The following is a 26562-nucleotide window of genomic DNA, read 5'->3' as shown; positions in this document are numbered from 1 at the left end:
GTTGCCGGAATAACAAATACTGCTACTTTCTCAAATCAGCTATACCTGCATTGTTTATAGACAAACAGGTATAGCTCTTAAGAATAGACTGTTGATGAACAATTGGATTAACGTAGAAATAAGTCACTGCTCTGGATGATCTTGCCGCCTCTTTCTAATATGTCCTTTCGGGCGGTTTCGTAGCCTTCGGGGCTGATGGCGCGGACGGCGTCTTCCAGCACAAAGGTTTCAAAGCCTTCGTCCAGCGCGTCTTTGGCGGAATAATACACGCAATAGTCGGCGGCCAGTCCTGCCAGGTAGATCTGCGTCACGCCTTTGCCACGCAGGTAGTCAGCCAGCCCGGTGGACTTGAGGCGACCGTTGTCATAAAAGCCGCTGTAGCTGTCTATTTCCGGGTTAGTGCCTTTTCTGAAAATCGCCTCAATCCTCCGGGATTCAAGTTCTGAAGAGAAGTCGGCGCCGGATGTGCCCTGCAGACAGTGGTCTGGCCAGAGTACTTGCGGCAGCCCGAGTAGCTCGGTCGTCTCGAATGGGTTTTTGCCTTCATGGTTGGAGGCAAAGCTCTTGTGGTCAGCCGGGTGCCAGTCCTGCGTCGCCACCACCAGGTCCAGGTGGTCATGTAGTTGGTTTACGATTGGGATGATCTGGTCGCCTTCCGCCACAGCCAATGCGCCGCCAGGCAGGAAATCGTTTTGTATGTCGATAAGCAGTAGCGCTTTCATGGTTCGGGTTTATTTAATGACAAAGGAAAGTTAGACAAAGGACGAGTGACTTGCAAAGCAGAAACGGATTTCATGCTTTGCTATGGGCTTATTCATTCACAAGTATGCTTCAAGTCCATTTCTCAGACCGTCCCGTCTCCTTTTTTGTCATCCAAAAAGGAGCTTGTGGACCCATAGCTATCGACTTTTTCTTCCCTTTTACCAGGATGCTTAACAGCATGACATAGTAGGTTTCTCCCAATTCTTTTGTCCTTTGTCAAACACTCCTTTGTCAAAAAACTACAGCCCATCCGTTAGGTTGGCCAGCGGCGGCTTGTGATCCTCCTGGTAGATTTCAAAGTATACGGTATCGCCGATCGACTCTACTACGTTGGCCTGTTTGATCACGTCCTGGTAGGTATCGTAGCAGCTGAGTGCCTTTTTCATGACCTCGAAATCCTCAGGGCGTAGTTTGACTTCGCAGTCGATCAGGTCAGGCCTGCTGTGCTTCATTACAAACTTGCCGGACTGCAGTGGTTGTTCCGTTTTGTTTGGGAGCGTGAGGAAGGCAAGCCGTTTCAGGTAGTTGGCTCCGCTGTCTTTCAACTCCAGGTATACGCGTTTGACTACAGCATGCATCACCAGGTGATCGTGAAAGCCGCTCACCCCATGCACCGGGTACGAGACGACAACCTGCGGCTCTAGCTGCCGGATGTGCGCCTGCACTACTTTCTCAATTTCTCGCGGGTCCATCTCAGCCATGCCGCTGTCGGGCAGGTCGAGTACCGTCATGCCGGTCAGGCCCAGCACACGCTCCACAGCCAGCATCTCCTTATACCTGACCTCGCCCATCTCAGCCACGCTTAGTCCCAGCTCGTGCCGCACTTTGGTCGCGCCACCGCGGGTGAGCGTGAGCAGGTATACCTGGTGCCCTTGCTGCAGCTGCTGCCACATAACAGGGGCGGGGCCAAACGATTCGTCGTCCGGATGGGGGAAGATGTAGAGGATGCGCATGGTATGGCTGGCTTTAGTGACTGACTCTGTACTTAAACGGGCGAAGGTGCGGGAGCGGTTTAGAAAAAAGAAGCGTCCCCGCCTGTACCAATTTAAGAGGTACAGGCGGGGACGCTTCACGTGTTCAATAGCTGTGATTCAGGAAGAGCTTAATTCACACCGCTGCCCTGGCTCTCGCCGGCCTTCATGTCGTCGTTTTTGATGCCGCGTTTCTTACGGGCGATGTCTCCTTTCAACTTACCGAAGCGGTAGTTGAAGCCAACACTGTAGCGACGCATCACATTAAAGTTCTCCTGTGTTTGTGTAAAGCGCGGGTCGTTGATCTCGTTCAGGAAACGGCGGTTTTTCTGGAACGGACTGTTCACAGAGAAACTCAGCGTCGCTTTGTTGTCTTTCAGGAACTGCTTGCTAAGCGAGAGGCTATTCCAGGTATAACCGGCCGAGCGACCCTGCAACAGAATGCGGGAAGAGTAGTAGCCAATGTTGCCGCTCGCGCGCCAGCCTTTCTCGAAACGGTAGCTGGTGTAGCCGAATACATTGTAGGTAAAGCCCTCGTTGTTCTGAGGCACACCGTCTATCACACTGGTCAGCTTCACATAGTTGGTTGTCGTGTTCAGGTTGATGCTCAGTTTCTTGAACAACGTGGTGTTGCCGCTCAAAGAGAAGCCATAAGTCTGGTTGCGGCCAATGTTGCCGTAGGTCGTGCGCGCTACGGTGTCTGCACCAAGCGTGGTAAAGCTCTGGATGGAATTGTTGGTGAAATTGTGGAAGATGCTCGCATTAATGGATGTTCCCTTCACAAAGGTATTATAGGCCAGGTTGAACACATTGTTCGTTGCCGGGTCTAGTTTCGGGTTGCCAAAGCTGATATTTCGCGGGTCGATCTGGTTGATGTAAGGGTTAAGGTAGTAGAGGCTTGGCCGCTCGATGCGCTGGGTATAGGATAGGCGCATGGTGCTGGCCCCCTTCAGTTTGCGCGACAGGGTGATGTTCGGAATCAGGTTGAAATAGTCCGGGGTGGCCACCGTGCCGGACGACTTAAAGTTGGCATCAAGTATGGTCTGTTCCAGTCGGGCACCCGTTTTCAGTCCCCAATCGCCTTTCTTGAGACTCAGCGAGGTATAGGCAGCGTAAATATCCTGGCGGTAGTCGAAGTTATTGCTCAGGCGCTCGTCGATCACAAAATCGCCAGTTTCAGGGTTTTGGTTGCTGTAGAAATAATCGCTGCTGTTGAGGCGGAAGATCGTTTTCACCCCTAGTTCGAGCGTGTGCTTTTTGATCGGCTGCACATAGTCGGCCTGCATGGTGTGCTCCACAGACGTGCCCTCGTTGTCGGTCTGGCTTACCTGGCCGTTGAAGTTGAGCACCGGGTCCAGTATAAAATCAGAGCCACTGCCGGTGCTGCCGTTATTCAGGCGATAAGAAAGTGTGAACAGTTGGTCTTTGCTTTTCTTGAACGAACGCTGGTAGTCCGCTCCCAGGTCGTAGCCTTTCCAGGTAAAGTCACCGTAGTTCAGGCGGGTATAGGCCTGTGTCAGCGCTCCGGCAGCATCAAACAGATCGGCACGCTGCGTCAGGAAGCTGTTGCCATTGTTTGTGTTCATGCTGAAGTTAGCCGTGAACAGGTTGAGCGTGTCCATTTCGTAGCTGAACTCGGCATTGGCATACTGGTACGTGTTGTCGTTGCGGCTTTCACCGACTTGCTCCAGCAAGGTCTGGCGTACTTTGTCTTCCCTGAACAGGTTGTTGCTATTGGTAGGACTGTAATAGGAGCCTGTTCCGAAATAACCGGAAAAACCCGCTTTGCCTGCTTTGGCGGTCACGTAACCACCCAGGTTGGTTCCTTTCGGGCTGGATACCTGCGCATTCACCGAGCCGTTATACCCGCCAATGTTCTTCTTGTGCGTGATAATGTTGATGATGCCGCCAACGCCCTCAGCCTCGTACTTCGACGGCGGATTGGTGATCACTTCGATGCTTTTGATGGTATTGGCCGGCATGCTTCTGAACACATCTTTAGGGCTGCGCACAAACAGCGATGAGGTTTTGCCATTCACGAGCACGCGGTAGTTACTGTTGCCGTTCAGTTTGATGTTGTCCTCGGCATCCATGCTCAGCAGCGGCACCTTGCGCAGCATGTCCAGCGCCGTCATGGTCTGGCTTTCGGGGTCCGCATCCACGTTATAGGTAATTTTGTCGATGTCCTGTTCCACCAGCAACTTCTCCGTCACGATCTGGACTTCCTTCAGTTGCTTGGCCGACGACACAAGCGTTAACTTGCCCAGATCGATAGTGTTTCCGCTGAAGGCTGGCAGTGGCAGCACCCTGGGTTTGTAACCCACATAGGAGAGTACCAACTGGTACTGCTTCAGTTCTAGGCCCGTCAGTTCAAAGGCGCCATTGTCTTTGGTAAAAGTACTTTTGATGGCTTGGTTCTTCCCAGCCTCCTGCACTACTACAGTTACATAGCCCAGATTTGCCTGTGTGGCCGAGTCGGTTACGATGCCCTTGATGGTGCCTGTCGGGATTGGTGACTGGGCAAAAGCGCCGCATGTCAGGCACCAGAGCAGTGCCAGCAGTAAAGTTTGTTTCATGTTGTAGTAAAGATGTTTAGAATGACACGATCAGTTACCAACAGGCTGGAAAGCCTTGCCTCTACCATTGCATTAGCCGGAACCGACCATTGGAGCAGGGGGTTGAATCAATAACGAAGAGAAAGATAGTAAATATTATATATAACGGAATAAATATTATATGAAACTCCTTTTTTTCTAGACGAAAGGTAGAGTTGAGCTAGGCAGAACTGCGTAATGGCTATACCTGGCAATAAAAAAAGCCACTCTGGTAGGAGTGGCTTTTTTCGTTTAATTATTGTCTTGTGGAACCGGCGGGTTGCTGTTTTGCGGGTTTGCATTGCCCGGCTTGTTCTTACTGCGATTCCGGTTTCGGTTCTTGTTGCGGTTGCGGTTCGGTTTCTGGCTGCCTTCCTGCCCCTCTACTCTTGGAGCACCTTGCTCTGCCCTGTGTTGCGGGTTGGCTGCCTTTACAGGTCGGCTGTTTCCGTCAGGGTGTGGAGCAGTGCCTTCCGGCTTTGGCCCTCTGCGTCGGTTGCGATCTCGGCCGCCACCTGCGCCTGCACGCTGTCTGCCGCCTTGTCTCGCTCCGCCGGTTCTTCCACCGCCCTTGCCGCCCCGACCGAAATCACGGCGGGTCGGGTCGAAGACCGGTGCCGGACCAAAGCCCTCCGGAAGTGGAAGCTTTGGCAGTTCGCGCTCAATCAGGCGCTCCACTTTGTGCACGCGGTACATATCGTTCTCGTTCACGAAGGTGATCGCCATACCTGTAGAGGCGGCACGAGCCGTACGGCCCACGCGGTGTACATAATCCTCGGCATCCTGCGGCATGTCGAAGTTCAGCACATGGCTCAGGCTGTCAATGTCAATCCCTCGGGAGAGAATGTCAGTGGCTACCAGTATTTTGTATTTTCTGTTCTTAAAGCCCTGCAGTGCCTTCTCGCGCTCCTCCTGCGTCAGGTCCGACATAATGCCCTCGGCCTCAAAACCCATTTTGCGCAGCGAGCGCACGATCTGGTTCACATTCGACTTGCGGGACGTGAAGATGATCATGTTCTGCACTTCCAGTTCCCGGATCAGATGCTCCAGCAAAGGAAGCTTCTGGTTGTCGTAGGTCAGGTATAGGCGCTGGTCTATCCCCTCGGCAGGCTTGGAGATGGCCAGGTTGATTTCGGCAGGCTGCTGCAGGATCTGCTGCGCCAGGTCGCGTATTTTCTTCGGCATGGTGGCCGAGAAGAGGAGCGTCTGGCGCTCTGCAGGTAGGGCACGCACAATCTTCAGGATGTCATCCATGAAGCCCATGTCCAGCATCTTGTCGGCCTCGTCGAGCACCAGGTACTTCAGTTGGTCGAGCTTTACATAGCCCAGTGCCATGTGCGACATCAGGCGGCCGGGCGTGGCGATGATGATGTCGGCGCCGCTGGTGAGGGCACGCTTCTGCTGCTCCCACTCGTCGCCTTTGCTGCCGCCGTAAATGGCAATGGAGCTCACCGGCGCGAAATAGCCCAGGCCTTCCACCTGCTCATCTATCTGCTTGGCCAGTTCGCGGGTCGGAACCAGAATAAGCGTGCTGGTGAAACCGAAATTGGCATGTGAGATACGATCAATCAGCGGCAGCAGGTAGGCGGCTGTTTTGCCTGTACCCGTTTGGGCGCAGGCGATGATGTCTTTTTGCTCCAGTATGAGCGGAATAGCCTGTTGCTGTACCGGGGTCGGGGTGTTGTAGCCCATCGACTCGATTCCGGTGATCACGTCTTCGTGAAGGTTGAATGAACGAAAATCCAAAGTTATCTTTTTAAAATTATTTTTATGGCCTAGCGGCCTCTAAACCGCATTTATAGGGGTAAAGATACGATTTTTATACCTTATTTGAGAAAAATTTAAAAGTTGATGTTATTTATATTGAAAATTATATTAATATTGCATCATCAATCAGTCAAGAATATAACTATATATCTATAAACTTGACATGGCATTCAAAAAGTTCAAAGCATTAAAAAATCGCTATATAGATAAAATGCTTTAAAATAGAACGAAAATCAAGAATACATTTTTTATTTATAGTACTTAAATAATATTTAGTTTTAATTACATAGATTTTTTTATATTAACGCCGAAACATTTGTTTAAAGGCGGCGTAAACAAGCCCAAAGTGATATAAACAATCATCTTAAAACATATAAAAGACAGATTTATTTAAAATAAAAATGAAAAAAGCTATACAAGAATCGCCGAATTTCTATCTTCTACTGGGTGTTAATATTATTAATGCTATATTTATTTTGATGTAGCAAACCCTCCTGATCGGAATCCTTTACTATACATAGCGAAAACATACTGGCAGCTCTTCTTAGGAAGGGCTGCTTTTTTTATGTCCTTTTCGATAGCTTTGCCAACAGGTCGGCAGGCAGGACAAATCTGTAAGCTATACCTTATACCTGAAAACGATGGCACAACCTGTTTTTAAAGAGATGCTGGTGCTCGAGCTGGCCAGTGTGCTGGCAGGACCCAGCGTGGGACAGTTTTTTGCAGAGCTGGGCGCCACGGTGGTGAAGCTGGAAAATGCGGTAACCGGCGGCGACGTAACCCGCAACTGGAAACTGTTCGGTGAACAGGGAAACCAAGGCGTGTCCGCTTACTTTTCGGCCGCCAACTGGGGCAAGCGCTCGATCGGGCTCGACATTACACAGCCGCAGGCGCTGGAGGTGGTGCACCAGTTAGCGGCCAAAGCCGATCTGGTCATCGCCAGCTACAAACCCGGCGACGCCGAGAAGTTGCAGGTAGACTACCGCACATTGACCCAACTGAATCCACGTCTGATCTACGGGCACATTACAGGCTATGGACCGGAGGATGAGCGGGCCGGCTACGATGCCGTTATTCAAGCTGAAAGTGGGTTTATGTTTCTAAATGGATCTACGGACGGACCACCCACCAAAATGCCCGTGGCGCTGATAGACGTGCTGGCGGCGCACCAACTGAAAGAAGGCATCCTGACAGCGCTATTGCAGCGAGAACGCTCCGGAAAGGGGAGCTATGTGCAGGTCTCGCTTTTTGATGCGGCCGTGTCGGCGCTGGCCAACCAGGGCACGAACTACCTGGTGGCGGGGCACAATCCGCAGCGCATGGGCTCTGAACACCCCAACATTGTGCCTTATGGGCGTGTCTATACCTGTAAGGACGGTCTGCCGCTGGTGCTCGCCATCGGCGACGACCGGCAGTTCAGGCGCCTGTGCCAAGCGCTGGGGGATCCCTTATTGGCCGAGAGACCCGAGTTTGCCACCAACAGCGCACGGGTGCGGTACCGGGAGGCGGTGAATGAGCAACTGGAGAAGCTGATCAGCCAGCATGAGCGCCAACGTCTGCTGGCGGAATTGCACAGGCTGCATGTGCCGGCCGGCGCCGTCAATAGTGTTCCTGAAGTATTTGAACAGCCGCAAGCCAGGCGTATGCTGCTCACCCAGCCTCATGGACCGAGCGGCATCCGGCAGGTGGCGTTTGTGATGGAAGGCACAGGCGTTGATACCATGACACCCCCACCAACCTTTGGGCAGCACCAGGCTCAGATACTGGACATGCTCACAGATCCCGCCAGCGGACCTGCTTCGGAGCATTAGGCTATACCTGCAGGTATAGCTTCCGGCATTGGGTAAATAACTATTTCTGGTGGATTAGAGTAAAAAATACAGCACCCGAAAAATAACGCAACGATGAAAGATAGACTCGACGATATAATACAAGGCTTACAGCAAAAGTCAGTTACCAAGCAGGCGATCTACCGCAATACGTATCAGGCCTTTACACGCATGAAGGAAATTTCGCAGGAAATTGTGGAGGATCTGACTAACCGGATCACGGCGCACAATGCCGATGTGGTGATCGAGTACAAGGCCATCAGCGATTTGGAGTTCCAGATCAAATTCTCAGGCGACCTGCTTGTCTTTGTGATGCACTCCAACATTATCACCTTTCCTGACGATTACGAGATCATGCGCAACGAATACGTGGACGAGGACTTCCGGCGCCGCTTTTTCGGGCACATCATGGCCTACAACTTCATGGCCGACACCATCAAGTACAACCGCCTCGACGACCCGGGTTACCTGGTGGGCCGCATGCTAATCAACATTGAAAACCACTTTGTGATAGAAGGGGTGAAGCAGATGGACCTGCACTACGACCGCATCGCCCGCAACGTCATTAGCGACGACATGCTGCGCCTGATCGTGGAAAGCGCCATGATCGCGGCCGTGAACAACGACCTGATGGGGCAGGATGTCTCGGACATCGAACGCATCACCTACAAGCAGAAACTCGAAAACTCCCAGCTGTCGAAACCACGTAAACTTGGTTTCATGATCAGCCACGAACTCACGCACTAATCTTACAGGTATAGCAAAAAGAATCCGCCTGCGTTAGGTATAAACCATCTGCCGCAGGCGGATTCTATTTAGGGGCTATAGGGAAGTGGCCAGCGCATCTTCGGTGCGCAGTTTCTGCAGGGCTTCTTCCAAGGCTGGCAGGCTCTCGAGCAATTGCTCAAAGCTCTGGATGCAGAAGTACTGGCTTTGGAACGTCTCCTTAATGTATGGCGTGTCCAAAATGTGGCTCACATCAAAGTCCAGTTTCACGCTCTCGTCAGATACGGACAGGTTGCTCTCACCAACAGACGAAAGGATGCCGGCTCCGTAAATCTGGGCCTGCTGACCCGGCTTGCGAAACAGACCGAACTCGATAGTGTACCAGTAAATGCGCGTGAGGCGGTCGATGATGTCAGGGCGGTCGAGGTGGGTGAGGGCCAGTTCGGAGAGCTTGGCCAGGAACTCGCAGTACACGGGGATGGTGAGCAGGGGCACGTGGCCGAATACGTCGTGGAACATGTCGGGCTCCTCCAGGTAATCGAGCTGGTCCATGCGTCGCACCCACACTGTGGCCGGAAACTGTTTGTTGGCAATTAGTTGAAAGAACAGGGCATCGTCGACAATGCCTGGCGCTGCTACCACCTCAAAACCTGTCAGGGGCTTTAATTTTTGGTTGATTTCATTAAAATCAGGTATACGCTCGCGGCTGAAGCCTACTTTCTCAAGTCCTTTCATAAACTCAGGTATAGCCTTGCCGGGTAGGTTGCGCACCTGGCGGTCGTAGAGGATGGCCCATACCTGGTGGTTCTCGGATGTGTAGCTGCTGTAGTTCTGTGTCAGGTTCATGGCTGTCATATCAATTGTTTTTAAAATTTTCGGGATAGGTATAAATGAAAAAAGCAGAGCTTTCGCTCTGCTTCAGTTGTATCAGTTCAGGTATGCCGTGGTGGGTTTTTCCTGTTTAGGTGCGGTTTATGAGTCGCCTGATTGCCTGAGAGAGCGCAGTAGAGCAGCGGTAATAATAACCGTAGCAATAATAAGCGGCGCGATAGCAATCAGCGGAAACAGCATGCAGCAGCACAGTGCCGAGTGGCAAAGGCAATGAGAGGGTCGCTATGGCTGCTGGTGTATGCATTTGTCTTTTGATGTTGGCAAGTAGCGTATTCTTGAGCGTAAACGCAAATTATTCAGCCGGGTTTTTTGAAACTATCCGATTACCCCGGCGGCTTGCCTGAACTTTTGTGGGATTCGTATACCTAAGGTATAGGATTATCTGTTCTTTTACTTGTGTCAGGTATGGACGCACCCCTGGGTTTTTTGAAGCGGTGGCAGGTAGGTTGGCAACAAACGATGCTGATCCTGTCCGTTACGGGGCTGCTCAGTTCCTGCGCTGCATCCGGTGCAGGAGGAGGGGCCGGCGGCCTGCGCTCCGAGAATGTGATCATCCTGGTGATTGACGGTGTGCGCTATTCTGAAACCTGGGGAGCCGTGCCGGGCGTTATCCCGAACATGTCGCAGAAAATGGTGCCGCAGGGTACCTTTTGCAACAATTTCCGGAACGAAGGCTATACCTACACCAACTCCGGCCATACCGCCATCACGACAGGCATAAACCAGGCCATCGACAACTACGGCGCCGAACTTCCCGCCAATCCTTCTTTCTTTCAGGTATGGCGCAAGCAGACGGGCAAGCCCGCCACAGCCGCCTGGATCGTGTCGAGCAAAGATAAACTAGACATCCTGGGCAACACCCTGCACCCCGACTGGCACGACCAGGCGCTGCCCTCCCTCAACTGTGGCGTCAGCGGACCGGGCAGCGGCTACCGGGCTGACTCGCTCACTCTGGTTGAGGTGCTGAAAGTGCTGAAGACTGAGCGGCCGAATCTGATGCTGATCAACTTCATGGAGCCCGATGGCTATGCCCATGCGGGCAACTGGGAGTACTACCTGCGCGGCATCTCCCGCAGCGACCGCTATGCAAAGCAACTCTGGGACTTCCTGCAGAAAGACAGCCATTACCGCAAAAAAACAACCCTGCTGATTACCACAGACCATGGCCGGCACCTGGACTCTGTGCAAAACGGCTGGATTGACCACGGCGATGATTGCGAGGGCTGTCGGCGCATCAGCCTGCTTGCGCTGGGGCCAGACTTCCGGAAGGGCGGCTTTGTGGAAACCAGGTATACGCTGGTGGATATCTCCGCAACCGTAGCGCCCATGCTGGGGATTGCTTTTCCGCAGTCGCAGGGCACGGTGATGAAAGAACTGTTTACGCGTCGCAGCCTGCGCAGGCTGCCGGCGGGCACCGCGCCAGTGCCCTGATGCCATACCTGAGTTGAGCTTTCGAGGTATAGCTTACATCTGATTTGTGTTGATACGGGCTGCATCGTTTATTATCCTGTCCTATGGCAGCTTCCCGATTTATTGATGGCTTTTGGTGTCGGCTATACCTGGTTGTTTGGGTCGCACTGCTATACCTGCCGCCACAAGGTATAGCGCAGGTATACACAGCCAATCTCTACAGTTTAGGAACGCGCCAGGAAGGGCAGGAGGCAAAACAGAAAGACCTTTTTTCGGAAGACTCACTGCTGAAGTTCACCCTCGTGGCCAATTACCAGCGGCTGCTGAAAGACCGTGGCGATGAAAGGAAATACCACTCGGCCACCCTCTCGTATGCTGACCAAACAGGGGCTATGGTGAACGTGCCGCTGAAGGTGATGGTGCGGGGAAACCGCCGTCGCGATGCCAACGTTTGCCGTTTCCCGCCGCTTATGCTGAACCTCATCCGGAAAGAAATGCCCAAAGGTACGCTCTTTGAGGGGCAGAACAAATTAAAGCTGGTAACCCACTGCATCGGGGAGGACTATGTGCTCCGGGAATACCTGGTGTATAAGGTATACAACATTCTGGCGGAAGAGAGCTACCGGGTACGGCTGTGCCAGGTGACGTACCAGGACAGCACCGGCGACCGGAGAGAAAAAGTGCGCTATGCCTTTCTGATTGAGGATGACAAGACACTGACCAAACGCGCCAACATGAAGCGCATACCTGAAAAGAGGAACATCACGATGGACCAGACCGAGCAGCGCGCGATGGCCCGGTTGGCGCTCTTCCAGTACATGATCGGCAACACCGACTGGTCGGTGCCCTACCGTCACAACATTGACCTGCTGGCCCCTGACTCTCTTTCGCCGTCCATTCCGGTGCCCTTCGACTTCGACTACGCAGGTATAGTAGGCGCGCCTTACGCTGTGCCGCCGCCTGAGCTAGGTATAAAATCGGTGAAGCAGCGCCTGTACCGAGCGTACAGTTTTCCGGAAAACGTGCACCGCGAAACGGTCAATACCTTTAACTCATACCGCACGCCGATCTATGCGGTCTACCGGCAATGCGAGCCATTGAGCAAGACTGGGCTGCGGCAGTCGCTCAGCTACCTGGACAGTTTTTATGACATCATTAACAACCCGCGCAAGTTTGAGCGGGAGATCGTAAAGGTGGGAGCCCGCAACGAGAAAGGCTACGTGACGGTGCGGGGGTTAAAATGAAATGGCCGGAACAAAAGGCTTGCTCCGGCGATTGCAAGGTATAGCGGCTGCGTGGCTTACATGATCTCAGAAAGTTCGAGCCAGCGCATTTCTTTTTCCTCCAGTTGCTCGCTTAACTGCTCCAGTTCTTTGGCCCAGGCGTTGAGCTGCTCGTGGTCGGTAGTGGTGCCGGCGTTCATGGTCTCGATCAGCTCGGCCTTGCGCGCCTCCAGTTTTGGCATTTCCTTCTCCAGTTCCTCAAACTCCTTTTTCTCCTGGTAGGTCGGTTTGCGCTTGCCTTCCGGCTTTTCCTGCTTCTTCTCTACAACAGGAGCGGCTGGCTTGGTTTCCTGCACGGTTTTCTCCTGCTCCTTCAGCCACTCGCGGTAGTCGGTGTAGTTGCCCGGGAAATTGCGGATCTTGCCTTCGCCCTCAAAAACAAACAGATGCTCCACCAGGCGGTCCATGAAGTAACGGTCGTGCGACACCATCAGCAGGCAGCCGCCAAAGTTGAGCAGGAAGTCCTCCAGTATGTTGAGTGTGATGATGTCGAGGTCGTTGGTCGGTTCGTCGAGGATCAGGAAATTGGGGTTTTTGATGAGCACGCGCAGTAGCTGCAGTCGTCGCTTCTCGCCCCCACTCAGCTTGCTAACGAAGGTATACTGCTGTGGCGGCGCAAACTGGAAGTGCTGTAAAAACTGACTCGCCGTGATCACCTCGCCATTGGCCATCTCCACCACCTCGGCAATCTCCTTCACGATGTCGATCACGCGCTGGTCTTCTTTGTACTCCAGTTCATCCTGGGTATAGTAACCGAACACAGTGGTCTGGCCGGGATCGATGGTACCGCTGTCGGGTTGCAGCTTGCCGGTAAGCATGTTCAGGAAGGTAGACTTGCCGGCCCCGTTTGGCCCCACAATACCGATGCGGTCTTTTTTCTTGAACACATAAGAGAAGTCGTCGACAATCTTTTTGCTGCCAAATGACTTCGAGATATGATCTACTTCGATGATCTTGCCGCCCTGGCGCGTTGTTTTCACGGAGAGCTCGAGTTGCGGACCTGCCGTTTTCTTAGCGGCTTTCTCCTTCAGTTCCTCAAAGGCGTCCACTCTGTACTTGGCTTTGGTGCCACGGGCCTTTGGCTGACGGCGAATCCAATCAAGTTCTTTGCGCATCAGGTTGCGGGCCTTCTCGGTTTCAGCGGCGGCCATCTCCTCGCGGGATGCTTTTTTCTCCACAAAGTAGCTGTAGTTGCCCTTGTAGGTATAGAGTTCGCCGTTGTCGAGTTCGGCAATCTCGTTGGCCACCTTGTCGAGGAAGTATCGGTCGTGGGTCACCATCAGGATCGTGGTGTTCTGCGTCGAGAGAATGCCTTCGAGCCACTCAATAGTATCCAAGTCGAGGTGGTTGGTGGGCTCGTCGAGGATGAGCATGCTGGGCTCTTCGATGAGCACGCGGGCCATGGCCACGCGCTTGCGCTGTCCGCCTGAAAGGTGCTTGATCTGCTGCTCGAGGTTGTGTATCCCCAGTTTGGAGAGAATCTGCTTCACTTTGATCTCGAAGTCCCAGGCCTGCAGCTCGTCCATGCGCTCCATCAGTTTTTGCATCATCTCGGCGCTGGTGTCGGGGTGGGAGATGGCCACTTCGTACTCGCGAATGGTGTCGAGCACATCGCCCTGTCCGCCAAAAATGGTTTGCTGCACGGTCAATTCTTCGTCAAACTCCGGGTTCTGGCCAAGGAAACCGATGGTGACCTCCTTGCGCACGCTCACACTGCCTCCGTCGGGAGGGAGTTTGCCTGCCAGCACATTGAGCAGGGTGGTTTTGCCGGAGCCGTTCACGCCCACAAGCGCCACGCGCTGTCCCTGGCTGATGCCGAAATTCAGGTTTTTGAAAAGCCAGCGATCGCCAAAGCTCTTGGATATATTTTCTGCGGATAGGAAATTCATAATGCAAATTTAGGCATTTCTGCGCTATGAAAGAGGCAAAATAAAACAGGCCGACCTGTTGAGGTCAGCCTGTTCCTTGGCACATGATTTATGTGGATTATCTCAAAGGCTCTTCGTGCACCATGTTGGTTTTATAAGCTCTGCTTGGTGTACGGTGCGTGGTCAAAGCGGCCAGCATCGAAAAGATACCGAAGATCAGGTGTGGCGAATACACGCGGTCTGCAAAACCAAACAACCAGGGCGAGAGCGCCAGAATGACACCTATACCAAAGTCGAGCATCAGGTGGGTCTGCATCGGGATTTTTCTTATCAGGCCCACTTCAAAGTCTGTAAAGATTGTCTGCAGAAGCACCATCGCACCGATCACAACAGGTACCCACGTCTCGGCACCTCCGGCTGCAAAGTCGAAGAGCCAGGGCGCTGCGATCAATAAAATACCATATACATAGTCCAATATGCCGTGAAAACGGGTTGGGATAAAACGCATCATTACCTCCTTTCTATTTGGTTTACAAGGTATAGTATACGCTTTGGGATAGAGGGTGTTTGATATATAGCAGGAAAATAGTGCAATTTACTGGTCCGTCATCACCACAGTGCGGGCCACGTAATCGTGCAGGGCCTGCCGGCGGCGCTGGAATATGATGAGCACAAAGCCCAGCAGCAACGGCAGCGCTGAAAGGATGCGGGAGAAGTAGCGCACATTCGACTGCAGAAAAGAAATGCGCTTGCCACGCAGATCCGTCACCTTCAGACCCAGGGTAAACTTGCCGATGGTGGCCTGCTTGGGCGAGGCTTCCAGCAAGGTATAGTACAGCCAGTGCAGCACCGGAAAGTAAAGGCTATAGAAGAACAGCTGCATAACCGCTTCAAACTCCAGCATGCTGATGCCGCCGTCGTACACGACCTGCTTCCAGGTGTTGAATTGCAGCGAATACTCGGCCATGGAGTATAGTATGATCGAATACCAGAACACGAGGATGGTCGTATCGATGAGGAACGCCACGAAGCGGCTGATAAAACCACCATACAGGGGAGCGCGTTTCACCACCGGTGAAGCGGGCGACATGATGAATGCGGAGTTTGTGATAGCTGTAGACATAAGGGCCGTGCTAGGAGGTGGATGAATCTGCTTTACCCGCTCTGTTGATAAAGCCAACGTAGTGTCAAATACAGCTGCTGCCTGAAAATCAGCAATATTCTTCAAATGAAGTAGTTAAATATAAGAAGGTAAAATTTAATTACAAAATATATTGTAAAAATAATATTTAATATTTTTTTGAGTTCTTAATCTGAATCCTAACTCAATTATAAGCCTGAAAAATCCATCTGGAAACAGATAATAAGTGAATGATCTTAAAATGATGGTGAACATCTTATTTTGCCTGCTTTCGCCTAACTTAGCGCCGTATGGGAGACAAGAAAAATACATCCCCGATCGGGGTTTTTGATAGTGGTATTGGTGGACTCACCGTTGCCCAGGCAATTGTAAAGGAGCTGCCGCAGGAACGGCTGGTATACTTTGGCGACACAGCCCATTTACCCTACGGCGACAAGTCAACTGCCGCCATACAGGCCTATGCTGTTAAAATCTGTGATCTGTTGCTTCGCCAGCACTGCAAAGTGATTCTGATTGCCTGTAACTCGGCCTCGGCAGCGGCCTACGAACTTGTGAAGGAGTACGTGGGCAGCAAGGCGCGCGTGCTCAATGTGATAGACCCTGTGGTGGAGCACATCGGCAAAACCTACGCGGGCAAGACCATCGGACTTATCGGTACCAAGCAGACTGTCAACTCGAACGTATACCTTAAAAAAGTGGACGAGCTGGATCTCGATATCACCTTGAGGTCGCATGCCACGCCACTGCTCGCCGCCATGATCGAGGAGGGCTTTTTCAATGACTCCATCTCTGAGAATGTGATCCACGCCTACCTGTCGGCGCCGGAGCTGCAAGGTATAGAGGCTCTGATCCTGGGCTGCACGCACTATCCGCTTATCAAGAAACAGATCGAGAACTACTACCAGGGCAGAGTGGATGTGCTGGACGCCAGCCAGATCGTGGCAAAGCACGTGCGCACGTTCCTGGAAGCCAACAACCTGCTGTCTGCTGAGCTGCAGGGCGACCATGCCTTTTATGTGTCGGATTTCACCCGCTCGTTCGAAGAAAGCACCCGCATCTTCTTCAAGCGAAAAGTACACTTGGAGCATTATCCGCTATGGGAGTAGGAATTTTGAGGGTTTGGAAGTTAGAAAGGTATAAAGTTAGAAAGTTGGTGACGACGTTGTAGTATAACGTCGTGGTGCTACGCAGCATGGCCTTTCCCTTGGTAGGCGCAGGTCGCGACCTGTCCAAACGTGCACCGGTAATCGTGTAAACTGTACACCTATTCGACCCGTGCAGGAAAAACGCTCCTCGGAGGGGCAGGCCGACCGTACACCTATCATGAAAAAATTTAACCATCCAACAATTTAACCTTTCAGCCATTCGGCCGGCAATCTGAAGCCCCATACCTGCCAAAATCCCGTAAAAAAGCGTACCTTTAAACTGCAACCGAAAAGACTTATGAAAAAGCGATATTTGACCATCGGGGATTTTAAGCGCAACGCCTTTATCGTGGCGGCTGCTGCTACCATGGGCTTGACCAGCTGCGATCCGAACACGCAGCAAACTGACGAGAGAACCGCAGGCACAGAAGTTCCGGCACCAGACGGTGTGATAACAGAACTGACCGAAGAAGCGCCGGACGAGTGGAAGATCACCGACGAGCGCACCACGGCGCCCGGCCACAGCATGGCCATCCTGAAGTACAACGACGGCCGTGTCGACACGCTGCAGGGCCTGGCGCTCGAAAACCAGATGCGCGACCTGGCCAGCAACCAGCAGCAGCTCAATCAGGGCGGTTTCGGTTTGAGTAATGTACTGTGGTGGAGTGCCATGGGCTACATGGCCGGTCGCATGATGTCACCGAGGCCTGCTTACTACGCCAACCCCGGCGTGATGAACAATACGGCGGCCTGGCGCCAGAACGTGCAGACGTATCGTCAGCAGGCTACGGCACCACGCACGGGCCAGAGCGGCTACTTCCGCGGACGCAGCAGCGGAGCGGGAGCCTAGTCAATCCAAAACAGGCAGGGATTTACTTTCCTTACAGGTATAGCTCAGGTATAGCTTTGTACCACTGACAGGGTTATACCTTGTCGAAGGCGTCAGCAGGAGCCGCTGTGCTTTTGCTGATGTCTACCTTTGCGATTCATTCTTTTAGATCAAAGCATTTCATGTTAGAAAACCAGAAGACGAGCATACAGATAAAACCCCACACAGGCGATGTAGAGAAGGCCGTGCGCGGACTGGGCTGGGAGTGGTGCGTGGAAGACGGTTGCGCCAATTACGTGCCCGGCGAGGCAGTAGTGATCACCGAAGACGAGGCCGAAGAGTTGCTTGATGCCGCCAGTTCGCTCTACACCATGATGGAGCAAGCCATCCCGAAAGATCTTCCGGACGCTTTCCTCAACGTGTTGGGTATACCTGAAAACCTGTGGCAACTGGTGCGCCTGTCCTGGAACGACGAGCGGCAGGTGCACCTGTACGGACGTTTTGACCTGGCCATGACGCCGGACGGACCCAAATTGCTGGAGTTTAATGCCGATACGGCTACGTCTATACCTGAAACGGCGGTGGTGCAATGGGCCAGCCTGGCTGCTGCCGGGAAGAATGACGCGCTACAGTACTCCGGTCTGTACGAAGCCCTGGTAGAGCAACTCAGGGTATGGCGCGAGCGCAACGCGGACCTGGCGCCCGCTTTGCTGGTCACTTACCTCGGAGCAAGTGCCGAGGACGAAGCCAACTGCTCTGTGATCACCCAGGCTGCTAACGAGGCCGGTTTCGAGGCGCATCTGTGCCCGATCGAGGACGTGACCTTTACATCGGAAGGCGAGGAGAAAGGCGTGTGGGCGCAGGTAGAGGCGGGCCAGTGGCGCCAGTTCCCGTTCTTCTTCAAACTCCTGCCCTGGGAGCAGATTGCCTGGGAAGAGCCCGAGCTTCTGAAAACCCTGACCTTGCTTGCCCGCTCCCGCACCGTCACGATTGCCAACCCTGCCTATACCTTGTTGTTTCAAAGCAAAGGGATGCTGGCCTGGCTTTGGAAAGCGTTCCCGTACCACCCGCTTTTGCTGGAGGCCGATATCGAGCCGCTGACGGGGAAATACATCAAGAAGCCCTACTTCGGTCGCGAGGGGCAGAGTGTAGAAGTGGTGGACCGTGGGCACGTGACAAAAGTGCGCGGCGAATACGATCAGCAGCAGCAGGTGTACCAGCGCTGGTGCGAACTGCCCGAGGATAGCAAAGGCTACCAGTACCAAGCCGGCGTATTCTGGTCAGGCGAGGGGGCAGCCATCGGTTTTCGCCGCGAAAAAGGCATTATCACCAACTTGTCGCAGTTTGTGCCGCACTTGGTGGAAGGGTAAAATTTATAAAAGGTATAGCTATGTCAATAGACTCAGCAGAGGATCTGGAGGGGATGAAAAAAGTGAGTGAAGCCGTGGCGTTCACCCTCAAACAAATGCGCGAGCACGCCCGGCCAGGTATGACCACAAAGGAACTGGACGAATTTGGCTACAGCATTTTGCAGTCCTACAACGCGCAATCGGCACCGAAGATCACCTATGATTTTCCCGGCTATACCTGCATCAGCGTCAACAACGAAGCGGCCCACGGTATACCTTCTGACAAGACTGTGCTGAAGGAAGGCGATCTGGTGAATATTGATGTGTCGGCCGAACTCAACGGCTATTATGCGGACAACGGCGGCTCTTTTATATTGGGTGAGGATATCCAAGGCCTGAATAAGCTGGTTGAAACATCTGTTATGGCACTGCACAAAGCCCTGAGGGAAATAAAAGGCGGAAAGAAGATTGCTGAAATCGGGCGCATCATCGAGACGGAAGCAAAGAAAAATGGCTTCAAAGTGATCAAAAATCTTGTCGGCCATGGGGTGGGACGCAGCCTGCACGAAGAGCCCCACGAAATCCCGTGTTTCTATGACAAACACGAGACCCGGAGGTTCCGCAAAAACACCGTGGTGGCAGTAGAAACCTTCATCTCCACGAAAGGAAACTATGTGCAGGAGCAGGAAGACGGCTGGACACTCCTGGCCGATCCGGGGGCTTTCGTGGCACAGCACGAACACACTATCCTGATCACGGACGGAGAACCGATCATCCTGACAGCCGCCAATGGTATTTGAAAAAGCCATGTGCTATACCTATTAGCAGATTAGCGCATTAAGAACTACCTTTGCCCGTCTTTTAAACCCTGACCTCTTATGCTCGCCTTTCTGCTGACACTTATGCTTTTGCTGGGGATCGTCATCGTGCTGGCGTATGCAGAGCGCAAAGTGGCAGCCTTTATGCAGGACCGCATGGGGCCAACCGAGGCCGGTCCGTACGGCTCGTTGCAATCAGTGCTGGACGTGCTCAAGCTGTTGCAGAAAGAAGACATTGTGCCGGCCGCCGCTGATAAGAAGCTGTTCAAGCTGGCACCTATTCTCATCTTTGCCGCCGTTTTCGCGGGCTTTGCTGTTATACCTTTTACCCCGGATCTTATACCTGCCGGCATCGGCATTGGCGTGTTTTACCTGCTTGCCATCATCTCGCTGGATGTGGTGGGCTTGTTGATGGCGGGCTGGGGCTCTAACAACAAGTACGCGATGCTGGGCGCCATGCGCTCTGTGGCCCAGATTGTTTCCTATGAAATACCGGCCGGCCTGGCCATCCTTTCTGTTGTGATGATCTGCCAGTCGCTTGACTTTCAGGAGATCAGCTACCAGCAAGGTGTTCTGCTGAATCGCTTCCCCGGGCTTGAGTTTGAAACGAACTGGCTTTTCGGCATCGAGGCCCTGGGTATAAACACCACGAACATCGGCGGAATTACGACCTGGAATATCTTCCGCGCACCACTTCTGCTGGTCGCTTTTGTGATCTATTTCATCGCATCGCTGGCCGAGAGCAACCGGGCGCCGTTTGATATACCGGAAGCCGAGTCGGAACTGGTAGCGGGTTTTCATGTGGAGTACTCGGGTTTCCGGTTCGCTATCTTGTTTCTGGCAGAGTACAGCATGATGGTGCTGGTGAGCCTGGTGGCTGTAATCCTGTTTCTGGGAAGTTGGAACACGCCACTGCCAAACCTGACCACGCTGAAATTTGCCAACTGGACAACCGGCACGATAGGAGAGCTGTCCGGCATTCTGTGGGGCAGCTTCTGGCTATTGAGCAAAACTTTTGTGCTGCTGTTTCTGCAACTGCAGATCCGCTGGACCTATCCGCGCCTGCGCGTAGACCAACTGATGCACCTCTGCTGGAAAGTGCTCACACCTGTAGCATTAGGCCTTGTGCTGCTGGCAGGAATCTGGCGGCTGCTGATGGTATAAGTGTAGGAGTTGGAGAGTTTAGGATTAGGATCGTATAGTAATTAAGAGTTTTCGGTTTAGAGAGTTTGGGTTCAAGGGATCGAGCTGTTATTGAGTAGATGTTGATCTCGCTTCGACAGCCCAAGTATAGATCGTATTAATTTCCTGGGGAGGCCTGAATTCAGCTGAGCCCATTTAACAAGGTATGGAAAGATCGTCCGTAACACATAAAACTGGTTTTTGGGAAGTGACCAAGTCGCTGCTGAGTGGCTTGTGGCTGACCTGGCGGCATTTCCGGAATGCAGATAAAAGACGTGCCCCAGTGCCGGTGATGGACGGTGACTACTTCAAGCAGCCTGAGGGTCTGGTAACGCTAACGTATCCGTATGAGGCTATACCTGTTCCGGAAAACGGCCGCTACCGGCTGCACAACGAAATCGACGATTGCATTGTGTGTGACCTCTGCGCCAAAATCTGCCCGGTGAACTGCATCACCATCGAGTCAGTGAAGGCGACCGAAGACATTGGCATGACTTCCGACGGCACCAAAAAGCGCCTTTACGCGCCTGTATTCGACATCGACATGGCCAAGTGCTGCTACTGCGGCCTCTGCACCACCGTCTGCCCAACCGACTGCCTGACCATGACGCCCGTGTACGATTTTGCTGAAGTGGATATCAAAAACATGATCTACCACTTCACAGACCTGACGCCGGAGCAGGCCGATGAGAAGAAACAGCTGCTGGCCAAACAACAGGAGGAAATGGCCGCTGCCAAAGCAGCAGCCCTGGCGGCAAGGAAGCAACAATAGATTGTTGAATTGCTACATTGTTAAATAAACAGTAGCTACTTGATTGGTCATTAATTGACAGTTCACTTTCAACCGACGTAGTTTTAACTATAAGCGAGAATTCAGGAAATGCTTTTTTACATCTTCGCTGCTATTGCCGTACTCTCGGGAGCCTACATGGTGCTGACGCGAAATCTGCTTTACGCCGGTTTCTCGCTGCTCCTCACTTTGCTAAGTGTAGCTGCCATATACGTACTGCTCTTCGCTGATTTTGTGGCCGTCACACAGTTGATGGTATACATAGGCGGTGTGCTGGTGCTGATTCTGTTCGGGATCATGCTGAGCAGCCGGGTGCACGATAAGTCTGTGATGTCAGAAAATACGAATGTAGGCTGGGGCATCACCATTTCGCTGCTCACCCTCATTGGCTTAAGCTATACGATCTGGCAAGCAGGCTTCAGTTCTCTACCCTGGATTCAACAGGCCGGTACCGATGTGCTGGCTGGTCAGAAGAGCACCGTGCAGCTGATAGGTGTCAAACTGATGACTGACTTTGTGCTGCCTTTCGAAATAGCCTCTTTGCTGCTACTAATTGCGCTTATGGGAGCCGCCTACATCGCCACCGATAAACAGAAGGTATAATGCTGACTCAGGTTTCCTTAGAACATATCCTGCTATTGAGCGCCGCCCTGTTCACGATCGGCATACTGGCAGTCATTACCAAGCGCCATGCCGTGGTCGTGCTGATGGGTATAGAGTTGATCTTCAACGCCGCCAATCTTAACCTGGTCGCCTTCAGTCGCCACGATCCGCAACTGATACAAGGGCAGCTATTTTCGCTTTTCGTCATACTTGTTGCCGCTGCTGAGGCTGCTGTGGCACTGGCCATTGTACTCAGGGTGTACCAGCATTTCAAAACGGCTAATCTGAATCAGATAGTAAGTAAGGAGGGGTAAAAGCATTTCCCATCTTGTTGTCGCATGCCGTCCTAGCAGTCTTCAGTGCTCAGAACACTATATCTTCTCCTCTTCCAATCTAACTCCAAACTCTGCCATTAGTGATTTATCAGCTGATTAGTCAGTATGATGCCTATCTATTTCTGTTGTTTAAACATTGTTTGTACTTTCCAAATATTTTTAAATCCTTTTTGAACTTTCGGTATACGGTTAAGAGTTAGTGTAAATATTTTATAATAAAGTAGTCTTACTATAGGAATTTACAACTTTACTTTTAGCCATTAACATGAGGGGGATTTTTACTCATGCCGCACAAGTAGCGGCATTGGGGTTGCTATGGTGCGCAACAATCTTAGTTATACCTGCGAACGGGCAGGCAATTGAAATGGGGCGGTTTGTGACAACTTACACGCAGGATTTTAATACATTACCCACTACTACCAGTTCTTCTGTAGTCACGGTTCAGCTTGGTGTAGAAGCATTTATACCAGATGGTTGGACAGTACATCGGTCAAAGCCTGGGACTACTATCAACATTAATAACGGCTCATCTAATACGGGTGGTCTTTACAGTTATGGACATACAAATTCGATAGATAGAGCATTAGGTGGTATAACTGCAGATGTACCCGGTGAGTTTACCTATAACTTATTGCTGCACAATACCTCTGGCAGAACAATCACAGCGCTTGACATTGCCTTCGCTGCCGAACAGTGGCGAGTCGGGAGTAGAAATACAGATGTGCAGCGTCTGTTGTTTACATACGCTATTGCTGAGTACCCGTCCTCCTTCAATCGGACAGTAAAACTCAATACACCAGGCTGGACTATAGTCCCATCCCTTCAATTTAATAGCCCTGTTAACAAAACTACGGCCGGACACTACGACGGTAACGCGCCTCAACACCGAAAAGAATTCACCTATACCTTGCCCGAAGCTATACCTGATGGATACTATGTGATGCTGCGTTGGTATGATCCAGACGAACTTGAACAAGACCATGGATTAGCGATCGACGATGTCAAAGTAACATGGAATTTCGAACCTGATTACGTGGCACTTCCAGTTGAGCTGACCAAGTTTAATGCCCGAACAACTGGCAAAGCAATCGAACTGAACTGGACGACAGCCTCAGAATTAGACAGCAAGCATTTTGAGATTGAGCGTAGTGCAGATGCCAAAAACTTTACCACCATAGGTATTGTGAACGCCAAAGGTACCACTAGCCTAACTACAAACTATACCTTCCACGACAACGAACCCCTACTAGGAACTTCCTATTACCGACTAAAGCAAGTTGACGAGGACCTTACGTATACCTACTACCAGGTTGTGGCAGTTACGAATCAACATGCCAAGTTAGCGTCTGTATATCCGACGCTCGCTCAGCAAGAGTTGAAAGTAGAGTTACCATTCGCTCACATGGCTTACAACGCAGCTGTGTATGACAAAATGGGACGGGTGGTGTTGCGTCAAAACTTAAAAGGCTATACGCATGCGCTGGATGTAAGCCGCCTCGGACATGGCAACTATACCTTAGTACTCTCGAATGAAGTAGGAGAGAAGCAGACCTTACGATTCCTGAAGAAATAGCTATACCTGAGGCATAGCTATACCTGCCAAAGGTAAAAGGTATAATAGCAGAAGAGCCCGCTACATATGTAACGGGCTCTTCTGCTCTGTATAAGCTGCTGTTATCTTTAAACGGAGAAGCTGTCGCCGCAACCGCAGGTACGGGAGGCATTCGGGTTGTTGAAAAAGAAACCCTTACCGTTCAAACCGTCCGAGAAGTCAAGTTCGGTGCCGGCCAGGTATAGGAAGCTCTTCATATCCACCACCACCTTAATGCCTTTGTCTTCAAACTCCTGATCCATCGGCTTCACTTCATCGTCGAAGTCGAGGTTGTAGGAGAGACCAGAACAACCGCCTCCAGCTACAGATGCACGTAGGCGAAACGTATCGTCAAGCTGAGCGTCCTGCTTCAGTTTCAATACTTTGTCTTTTGCCTTATCTGATACTGTTATCATAACAATTCTTTCTTTAAGATACCGGATTCAATACAACACTGAACACCGTGATTGTGTTCATGTCACGGCCGAAGTAGAGCTTGTCCAACGCCTCATACATATTGCGGGCCCTGAAGTAGGAAGTGTTTAGTTCCTTGTCTCCGCGGGCCATCCACTGCACGGTATAAGGGCTTTCCTTTTCCTTATAACTCTGCACGTAGTCCCACATTTTACGGAGCGTGTCCACTCTGTCATATCCTATTTCGGTATGAAACAGGAAAGACTGATGGTGGCGCGGGTTTACCGTAATCAGGTCCAGACGCACTTTGTTGTCCAGCTTTCTGAATTCGAAAAGCAGACTGTCACCGCTCAGTCCCAAGTGGTTCTCAATCTGCTTTTGAATGCGTGCACTTTCTACATGCACCTCGGTCGTTGACTCCATTCGCGAGTCTGGTTCTTAGTGGTGAGACTTAGCCATCTCCAGCGCAGGAAGGCCGTTCTTTACTCTGTAGTCGTTGATGGCAGACTTAATCGCGTCCTCAGCCAGTACGGAGCAGTGGATCTTCACAGGCGGCAATGCCAGCTCTTCCACGATGTCCATGTTGTCGATGGCCAGGGCCTCGTCAACTGTCTTACCCTTCAACCACTCGGTAGCCAGAGAAGAAGAAGCGATAGCAGAACCACAACCGAAGGTCTTGAACTTCGCGTCCGTGATCACCTGGTTCTCGTCTACTTCAATCTGAAGGCGCATTACGTCACCGCACTCAGGCGCACCTACCAGGCCAGTACCCACGTTGTTCTTTGCCTTGTCAAGCGTACCAACGTTGCGTGGGTTATTATAATGGTCGATTACTTTATCTGAATAAGCCATAGCTGTTTATAATTACTAGTTAATAATGACTAATGATTAATGTATAATGAGTAATACAGAAGTTTAATTATTCATTACTCATTATACATTACTAATTAAAATCTTAATGTTCTGCCCACTCAATGGAGTTCAGGTCGATGCCTTCTTTGAACATCTCCCAAAGCGGAGACATTTCACGAAGCTTGGCAACTGCTTCTTTCACGTGTGAGATGGCGTAATCTACTTCTTCGTCTGTTGTGAAGCGGCTCAGGCCGAAACGCAGCGAAGAGTGCGCCAGGTCATCGCTCAAGCCTAATGCTTTTAGCACATAAGAAGGTTCCAATGAAGCGGAGGTACAGGCAGAGCCGGAAGAAACGGCAATGTCCTTCACACCCATCATCAGGCCTTCACCTTCTACATACTTAAAGGAAATGTTGGTTACATGCGGCAGACGGTGCTCACGCGAACCATTCACATAAGACTCCTCGATTGTCAAAAGCTCTTTCTCGAGTCTGTCGCGCATTGCTGAAAGGCGGGCTGTGTCTTTTTCCATGTCCTGCTTGGCAATCTCGCAAGCCTTACCAAGGCCTACAATACCTGGAACGTTCAGCGTGCCGGAACGCATGCCGCGCTCGTGTCCGCCACCGTCCATCTGGGCAGTTACTTTCACGCGTGGGTTTTTGCGACGCACATACAATGCACCAACACCTTTGGGGCCGTACATTTTGTGGCCAGAGAAGGCCATCAGGTCGATGCCGTCAGCTTCTACGTCTACCGGAATCTTGCCCACCGCCTGGGTAGCATCTGTGAAGAACAGGATGCCGCGCTTCTTGGCAATGGCGGAGATCTCGCGGATCGGCTGGATCACGCCCACTTCGTTGTTACCATACATGATGGAGATCAGGATGGTCTTGTCAGTGATGGCTTCTTCCAGTTGCTTCAGGTCGATCAAACCTTCCGCATTAACCGGCAGGTACGTTACTTTGCCACCGATCTTCTCGATGTGCTTACACGTATCAAGCACTGCTTTGTGCTCGGTAGTGGCCGTAATAATATGGTTTCCTTTTGAGGCATACATCTCAAACACACCTTTGATGGCCAGGTTGTCTGATTCAGTTGCGCCGGAAGTAAAGATGATCTCTTTTGGAGAGCAGTTGATAAGTGAGGCAATCTGCTCACGTGCATAGTCAACAGCCTCCTCAGCGTGCCAGCCAAAAGCGTGGTTGCGGGAAGCAGCGTTACCAAACTTACCTGTGAAGTATGGCATCATAGCCTCCAGCACGCGCGGATCGAGCGGCGTAGTGGCGTTGTTGTCTAAGTATATCGGAAATGTTAGCATATCACTATTTTTTATCTCTCGTTGTACTGTTTTATAAACAGATGGAAGAAATTATTAGTTTTGAATCCCTGCAAATTTAGCAAAAAAAGCTTAC

Annotated in this window: 25 protein-coding genes; 13 read left to right on the top strand and 12 right to left on the bottom strand. The window is 51.7% G+C overall.

What is annotated here, in order from left to right; translation table 11 throughout:
• Nucleotides 1-107 precede the first annotated feature (107 nt).
• The 4 genes from pncA to B0B12_RS08485 all read right to left on the bottom strand — a co-directional run bounded on the left by pncA (nt 108) and on the right by B0B12_RS08485 (nt 6019).
• Complete coding sequence (pncA, locus tag B0B12_RS08500) at nt 108-722, bottom strand: bifunctional nicotinamidase/pyrazinamidase (protein ID WP_076667452.1); 615 nt, start codon at nt 720-722, stop codon at nt 108-110.
• Nucleotides 723-1001: 279 nt separating this feature from the next.
• Entirely contained in the window at nt 1002-1715 is a 714-nt protein-coding gene (locus B0B12_RS08495; protein WP_076667449.1) for a PIG-L deacetylase family protein, read from the bottom strand.
• A gap of 149 nt (nt 1716-1864) precedes the next feature.
• A complete protein-coding gene (locus B0B12_RS08490) occupies nt 1865-4309 on the bottom strand; it encodes a TonB-dependent receptor (protein ID WP_076667446.1) in 2445 nt (814 codons plus the stop codon).
• A gap of 270 nt (nt 4310-4579) precedes the next feature.
• A complete protein-coding gene (locus B0B12_RS08485; protein ID WP_076667836.1) occupies nt 4580-6019 on the bottom strand; it encodes a DEAD/DEAH box helicase in 1440 nt (479 codons plus the stop codon).
• 716 nt (nt 6020-6735) lie between these two features.
• Between B0B12_RS08485 and B0B12_RS08480 the strand changes: the two genes are divergently transcribed.
• Both B0B12_RS08480 and B0B12_RS08475 read left to right on the top strand, forming a co-directional pair.
• Nucleotides 6736-7905 (top strand): CaiB/BaiF CoA transferase family protein, encoded by a 1170-nt coding sequence (locus B0B12_RS08480; protein ID WP_076667444.1) that lies wholly within the window; start codon nt 6736-6738, stop codon nt 7903-7905.
• Nucleotides 7906-7998: 93 nt separating this feature from the next.
• Complete coding sequence (locus B0B12_RS08475; RefSeq protein ID WP_076667441.1) at nt 7999-8670, top strand: hypothetical protein; 672 nt, start codon at nt 7999-8001, stop codon at nt 8668-8670.
• Between the two features lie 75 nt (nt 8671-8745).
• Here B0B12_RS08475 and B0B12_RS08470 read toward each other — a convergent pair whose 3' ends face one another.
• Nucleotides 8746-9504, bottom strand: a complete 759-nt coding sequence (locus tag B0B12_RS08470) for a phenylalanine 4-monooxygenase (protein WP_076667438.1) — start codon at nt 9502-9504, stop codon at nt 8746-8748.
• Between the two features lie 441 nt (nt 9505-9945).
• Here B0B12_RS08470 and B0B12_RS08460 point away from each other — a divergent pair, with 441 nt between their 5' ends.
• Complete coding sequence (locus B0B12_RS08460; protein ID WP_244554642.1) at nt 9946-10971, top strand: alkaline phosphatase family protein; 1026 nt, start codon at nt 9946-9948, stop codon at nt 10969-10971.
• 83 nt (nt 10972-11054) lie between these two features.
• Entirely contained in the window at nt 11055-12194 is a 1140-nt protein-coding gene (locus B0B12_RS08455) for a hypothetical protein (protein ID WP_244554641.1), read from the top strand.
• 56 nt (nt 12195-12250) lie between these two features.
• On the opposite strand, the gene B0B12_RS08450 is transcribed toward B0B12_RS08455, so the two are convergent.
• The 3 genes from B0B12_RS08450 to B0B12_RS08440 all read right to left on the bottom strand — a co-directional run bounded on the left by B0B12_RS08450 (nt 12251) and on the right by B0B12_RS08440 (nt 15224).
• Entirely contained in the window at nt 12251-14122 is a 1872-nt protein-coding gene (locus B0B12_RS08450; RefSeq protein WP_076667433.1) for an ABC-F family ATP-binding cassette domain-containing protein, read from the bottom strand.
• Between the two features lie 97 nt (nt 14123-14219).
• On the bottom strand, nt 14220-14612 hold the full coding sequence (locus B0B12_RS08445; protein WP_244554640.1) for an SPW repeat domain-containing protein: 393 nt from the start codon (nt 14610-14612) through the stop codon (nt 14220-14222).
• A gap of 84 nt (nt 14613-14696) precedes the next feature.
• Complete coding sequence (locus B0B12_RS08440; RefSeq protein ID WP_083704111.1) at nt 14697-15224, bottom strand: RDD family protein; 528 nt, start codon at nt 15222-15224, stop codon at nt 14697-14699.
• A 308-nt stretch (nt 15225-15532) separates the two neighbouring features.
• Between B0B12_RS08440 and murI the strand changes: the two genes are divergently transcribed.
• The 9 genes from murI (at nt 15533) to B0B12_RS08395 (ending at nt 23866) form a co-directional block, all read left to right on the top strand.
• Nucleotides 15533-16348: a glutamate racemase gene (gene murI, locus B0B12_RS08435; RefSeq protein WP_076667430.1), complete on the top strand. Its 816-nt coding sequence runs from the start codon at nt 15533-15535 to the stop codon at nt 16346-16348.
• Nucleotides 16349-16685: 337 nt separating this feature from the next.
• Complete coding sequence (locus B0B12_RS08430; protein ID WP_076667427.1) at nt 16686-17237, top strand: Cj0371 family chemotaxis-regulating polar lipoprotein; 552 nt, start codon at nt 16686-16688, stop codon at nt 17235-17237.
• Between the two features lie 161 nt (nt 17238-17398).
• A complete protein-coding gene (locus B0B12_RS08425) occupies nt 17399-18586 on the top strand; it encodes a glutathionylspermidine synthase family protein (RefSeq protein ID WP_076667424.1) in 1188 nt (395 codons plus the stop codon).
• A 20-nt stretch (nt 18587-18606) separates the two neighbouring features.
• Nucleotides 18607-19365, top strand: a complete 759-nt coding sequence (gene map, locus B0B12_RS08420; RefSeq protein ID WP_076667422.1) for a type I methionyl aminopeptidase — start codon at nt 18607-18609, stop codon at nt 19363-19365.
• A gap of 78 nt (nt 19366-19443) precedes the next feature.
• Nucleotides 19444-20547 (top strand): complex I subunit 1/NuoH family protein, encoded by a 1104-nt coding sequence (locus B0B12_RS08415; RefSeq protein ID WP_076667419.1) that lies wholly within the window; start codon nt 19444-19446, stop codon nt 20545-20547.
• Nucleotides 20548-20731: 184 nt separating this feature from the next.
• Nucleotides 20732-21337: a NuoI/complex I 23 kDa subunit family protein gene (locus B0B12_RS08410; protein ID WP_076667416.1), complete on the top strand. Its 606-nt coding sequence runs from the start codon at nt 20732-20734 to the stop codon at nt 21335-21337.
• Nucleotides 21338-21445: 108 nt separating this feature from the next.
• The gene (locus B0B12_RS08405) at nt 21446-21958 is read left to right on the top strand and encodes an NADH-quinone oxidoreductase subunit J family protein (RefSeq protein WP_076667413.1); all 513 of its coding nucleotides are present in this window, start codon (nt 21446-21448) and stop codon (nt 21956-21958) included.
• Entirely contained in the window at nt 21958-22272 is a 315-nt protein-coding gene (gene nuoK, locus B0B12_RS08400; RefSeq protein WP_076667411.1) for an NADH-quinone oxidoreductase subunit NuoK, read from the top strand. The genes B0B12_RS08405 and nuoK overlap by 1 nt, the downstream gene beginning before the upstream one ends.
• Before the next feature lie 286 nt (nt 22273-22558).
• The gene (locus tag B0B12_RS08395; protein WP_076667408.1) at nt 22559-23866 is read left to right on the top strand and encodes a phage tail protein; all 1308 of its coding nucleotides are present in this window, start codon (nt 22559-22561) and stop codon (nt 23864-23866) included.
• 107 nt (nt 23867-23973) lie between these two features.
• On the opposite strand, the gene B0B12_RS08390 is transcribed toward B0B12_RS08395, so the two are convergent.
• The 4 genes from B0B12_RS08390 to B0B12_RS08375 form a co-directional block, all read right to left on the bottom strand.
• On the bottom strand, nt 23974-24300 hold the full coding sequence (locus tag B0B12_RS08390; protein WP_076667406.1) for a HesB/IscA family protein: 327 nt from the start codon (nt 24298-24300) through the stop codon (nt 23974-23976).
• 13 nt (nt 24301-24313) lie between these two features.
• On the bottom strand, nt 24314-24721 hold the full coding sequence (locus B0B12_RS08385) for a hypothetical protein (protein WP_076667404.1): 408 nt from the start codon (nt 24719-24721) through the stop codon (nt 24314-24316).
• 15 nt (nt 24722-24736) lie between these two features.
• Entirely contained in the window at nt 24737-25150 is a 414-nt protein-coding gene (gene iscU / locus B0B12_RS08380) for a Fe-S cluster assembly scaffold IscU (RefSeq protein ID WP_076667401.1), read from the bottom strand.
• A 103-nt stretch (nt 25151-25253) separates the two neighbouring features.
• Nucleotides 25254-26468 (bottom strand): IscS subfamily cysteine desulfurase, encoded by a 1215-nt coding sequence (locus B0B12_RS08375; RefSeq protein ID WP_076667398.1) that lies wholly within the window; start codon nt 26466-26468, stop codon nt 25254-25256.
• Nucleotides 26469-26562: the final 94 nt, after the last annotated feature.

The sequence above is a fragment of the Pontibacter indicus genome, assembly GCF_900156345.1.
GTDB lineage: Bacteria > Bacteroidota > Bacteroidia > Cytophagales > Hymenobacteraceae > Pontibacter > Pontibacter indicus.
Note: the sequence above shows the minus strand (reverse complement) of the source record. Positions and strands in the feature narration are given on the sequence as shown.

What these genes read in the sequence shown, in the direction of transcription:
- pncA (WP_076667452.1), bottom strand. Translation starts at nt 722, where the DNA reads ATGAAAGCGCTACTGCTTATCGACATACAAAACGATTTCCTGCCTGGC.
- B0B12_RS08495 (WP_076667449.1), bottom strand. Translation starts at nt 1,715, where the DNA reads ATGCGCATCCTCTACATCTTCCCCCATCCGGACGACGAATCGTTTGGC.
- B0B12_RS08490 (WP_076667446.1), bottom strand. Translation starts at nt 4,309, where the DNA reads ATGAAACAAACTTTACTGCTGGCACTGCTCTGGTGCCTGACATGCGGC.
- B0B12_RS08485 (WP_076667836.1), bottom strand. Translation starts at nt 6,019, where the DNA reads ATGGGCTACAACACCCCGACCCCGGTACAGCAACAGGCTATTCCGCTC.
- B0B12_RS08480 (WP_076667444.1), top strand. Translation starts at nt 6,736, where the DNA reads ATGGCACAACCTGTTTTTAAAGAGATGCTGGTGCTCGAGCTGGCCAGT.
- B0B12_RS08475 (WP_076667441.1), top strand. Translation starts at nt 7,999, where the DNA reads ATGAAAGATAGACTCGACGATATAATACAAGGCTTACAGCAAAAGTCA.
- B0B12_RS08470 (WP_076667438.1), bottom strand. Translation starts at nt 9,504, where the DNA reads ATGACAGCCATGAACCTGACACAGAACTACAGCAGCTACACATCCGAG.
- B0B12_RS08460 (WP_244554642.1), top strand. Translation starts at nt 9,946, where the DNA reads ATGGACGCACCCCTGGGTTTTTTGAAGCGGTGGCAGGTAGGTTGGCAA.
- B0B12_RS08455 (WP_244554641.1), top strand. Translation starts at nt 11,055, where the DNA reads ATGGCAGCTTCCCGATTTATTGATGGCTTTTGGTGTCGGCTATACCTG.
- B0B12_RS08450 (WP_076667433.1), bottom strand. Translation starts at nt 14,122, where the DNA reads ATGAATTTCCTATCCGCAGAAAATATATCCAAGAGCTTTGGCGATCGC.
- B0B12_RS08445 (WP_244554640.1), bottom strand. Translation starts at nt 14,612, where the DNA reads ATGATGCGTTTTATCCCAACCCGTTTTCACGGCATATTGGACTATGTA.
- B0B12_RS08440 (WP_083704111.1), bottom strand. Translation starts at nt 15,224, where the DNA reads ATGTCTACAGCTATCACAAACTCCGCATTCATCATGTCGCCCGCTTCA.
- murI (WP_076667430.1), top strand. Translation starts at nt 15,533, where the DNA reads ATGGGAGACAAGAAAAATACATCCCCGATCGGGGTTTTTGATAGTGGT.
- B0B12_RS08430 (WP_076667427.1), top strand. Translation starts at nt 16,686, where the DNA reads ATGAAAAAGCGATATTTGACCATCGGGGATTTTAAGCGCAACGCCTTT.
- B0B12_RS08425 (WP_076667424.1), top strand. Translation starts at nt 17,399, where the DNA reads ATGTTAGAAAACCAGAAGACGAGCATACAGATAAAACCCCACACAGGC.
- map (WP_076667422.1), top strand. Translation starts at nt 18,607, where the DNA reads ATGTCAATAGACTCAGCAGAGGATCTGGAGGGGATGAAAAAAGTGAGT.
- B0B12_RS08415 (WP_076667419.1), top strand. Translation starts at nt 19,444, where the DNA reads ATGCTCGCCTTTCTGCTGACACTTATGCTTTTGCTGGGGATCGTCATC.
- B0B12_RS08410 (WP_076667416.1), top strand. Translation starts at nt 20,732, where the DNA reads ATGGAAAGATCGTCCGTAACACATAAAACTGGTTTTTGGGAAGTGACC.
- B0B12_RS08405 (WP_076667413.1), top strand. Translation starts at nt 21,446, where the DNA reads ATGCTTTTTTACATCTTCGCTGCTATTGCCGTACTCTCGGGAGCCTAC.
- nuoK (WP_076667411.1), top strand. Translation starts at nt 21,958, where the DNA reads ATGCTGACTCAGGTTTCCTTAGAACATATCCTGCTATTGAGCGCCGCC.
- B0B12_RS08395 (WP_076667408.1), top strand. Translation starts at nt 22,559, where the DNA reads ATGAGGGGGATTTTTACTCATGCCGCACAAGTAGCGGCATTGGGGTTG.
- B0B12_RS08390 (WP_076667406.1), bottom strand. Translation starts at nt 24,300, where the DNA reads ATGATAACAGTATCAGATAAGGCAAAAGACAAAGTATTGAAACTGAAG.
- B0B12_RS08385 (WP_076667404.1), bottom strand. Translation starts at nt 24,721, where the DNA reads ATGGAGTCAACGACCGAGGTGCATGTAGAAAGTGCACGCATTCAAAAG.
- iscU (WP_076667401.1), bottom strand. Translation starts at nt 25,150, where the DNA reads ATGGCTTATTCAGATAAAGTAATCGACCATTATAATAACCCACGCAAC.
- B0B12_RS08375 (WP_076667398.1), bottom strand. Translation starts at nt 26,468, where the DNA reads ATGCTAACATTTCCGATATACTTAGACAACAACGCCACTACGCCGCTC.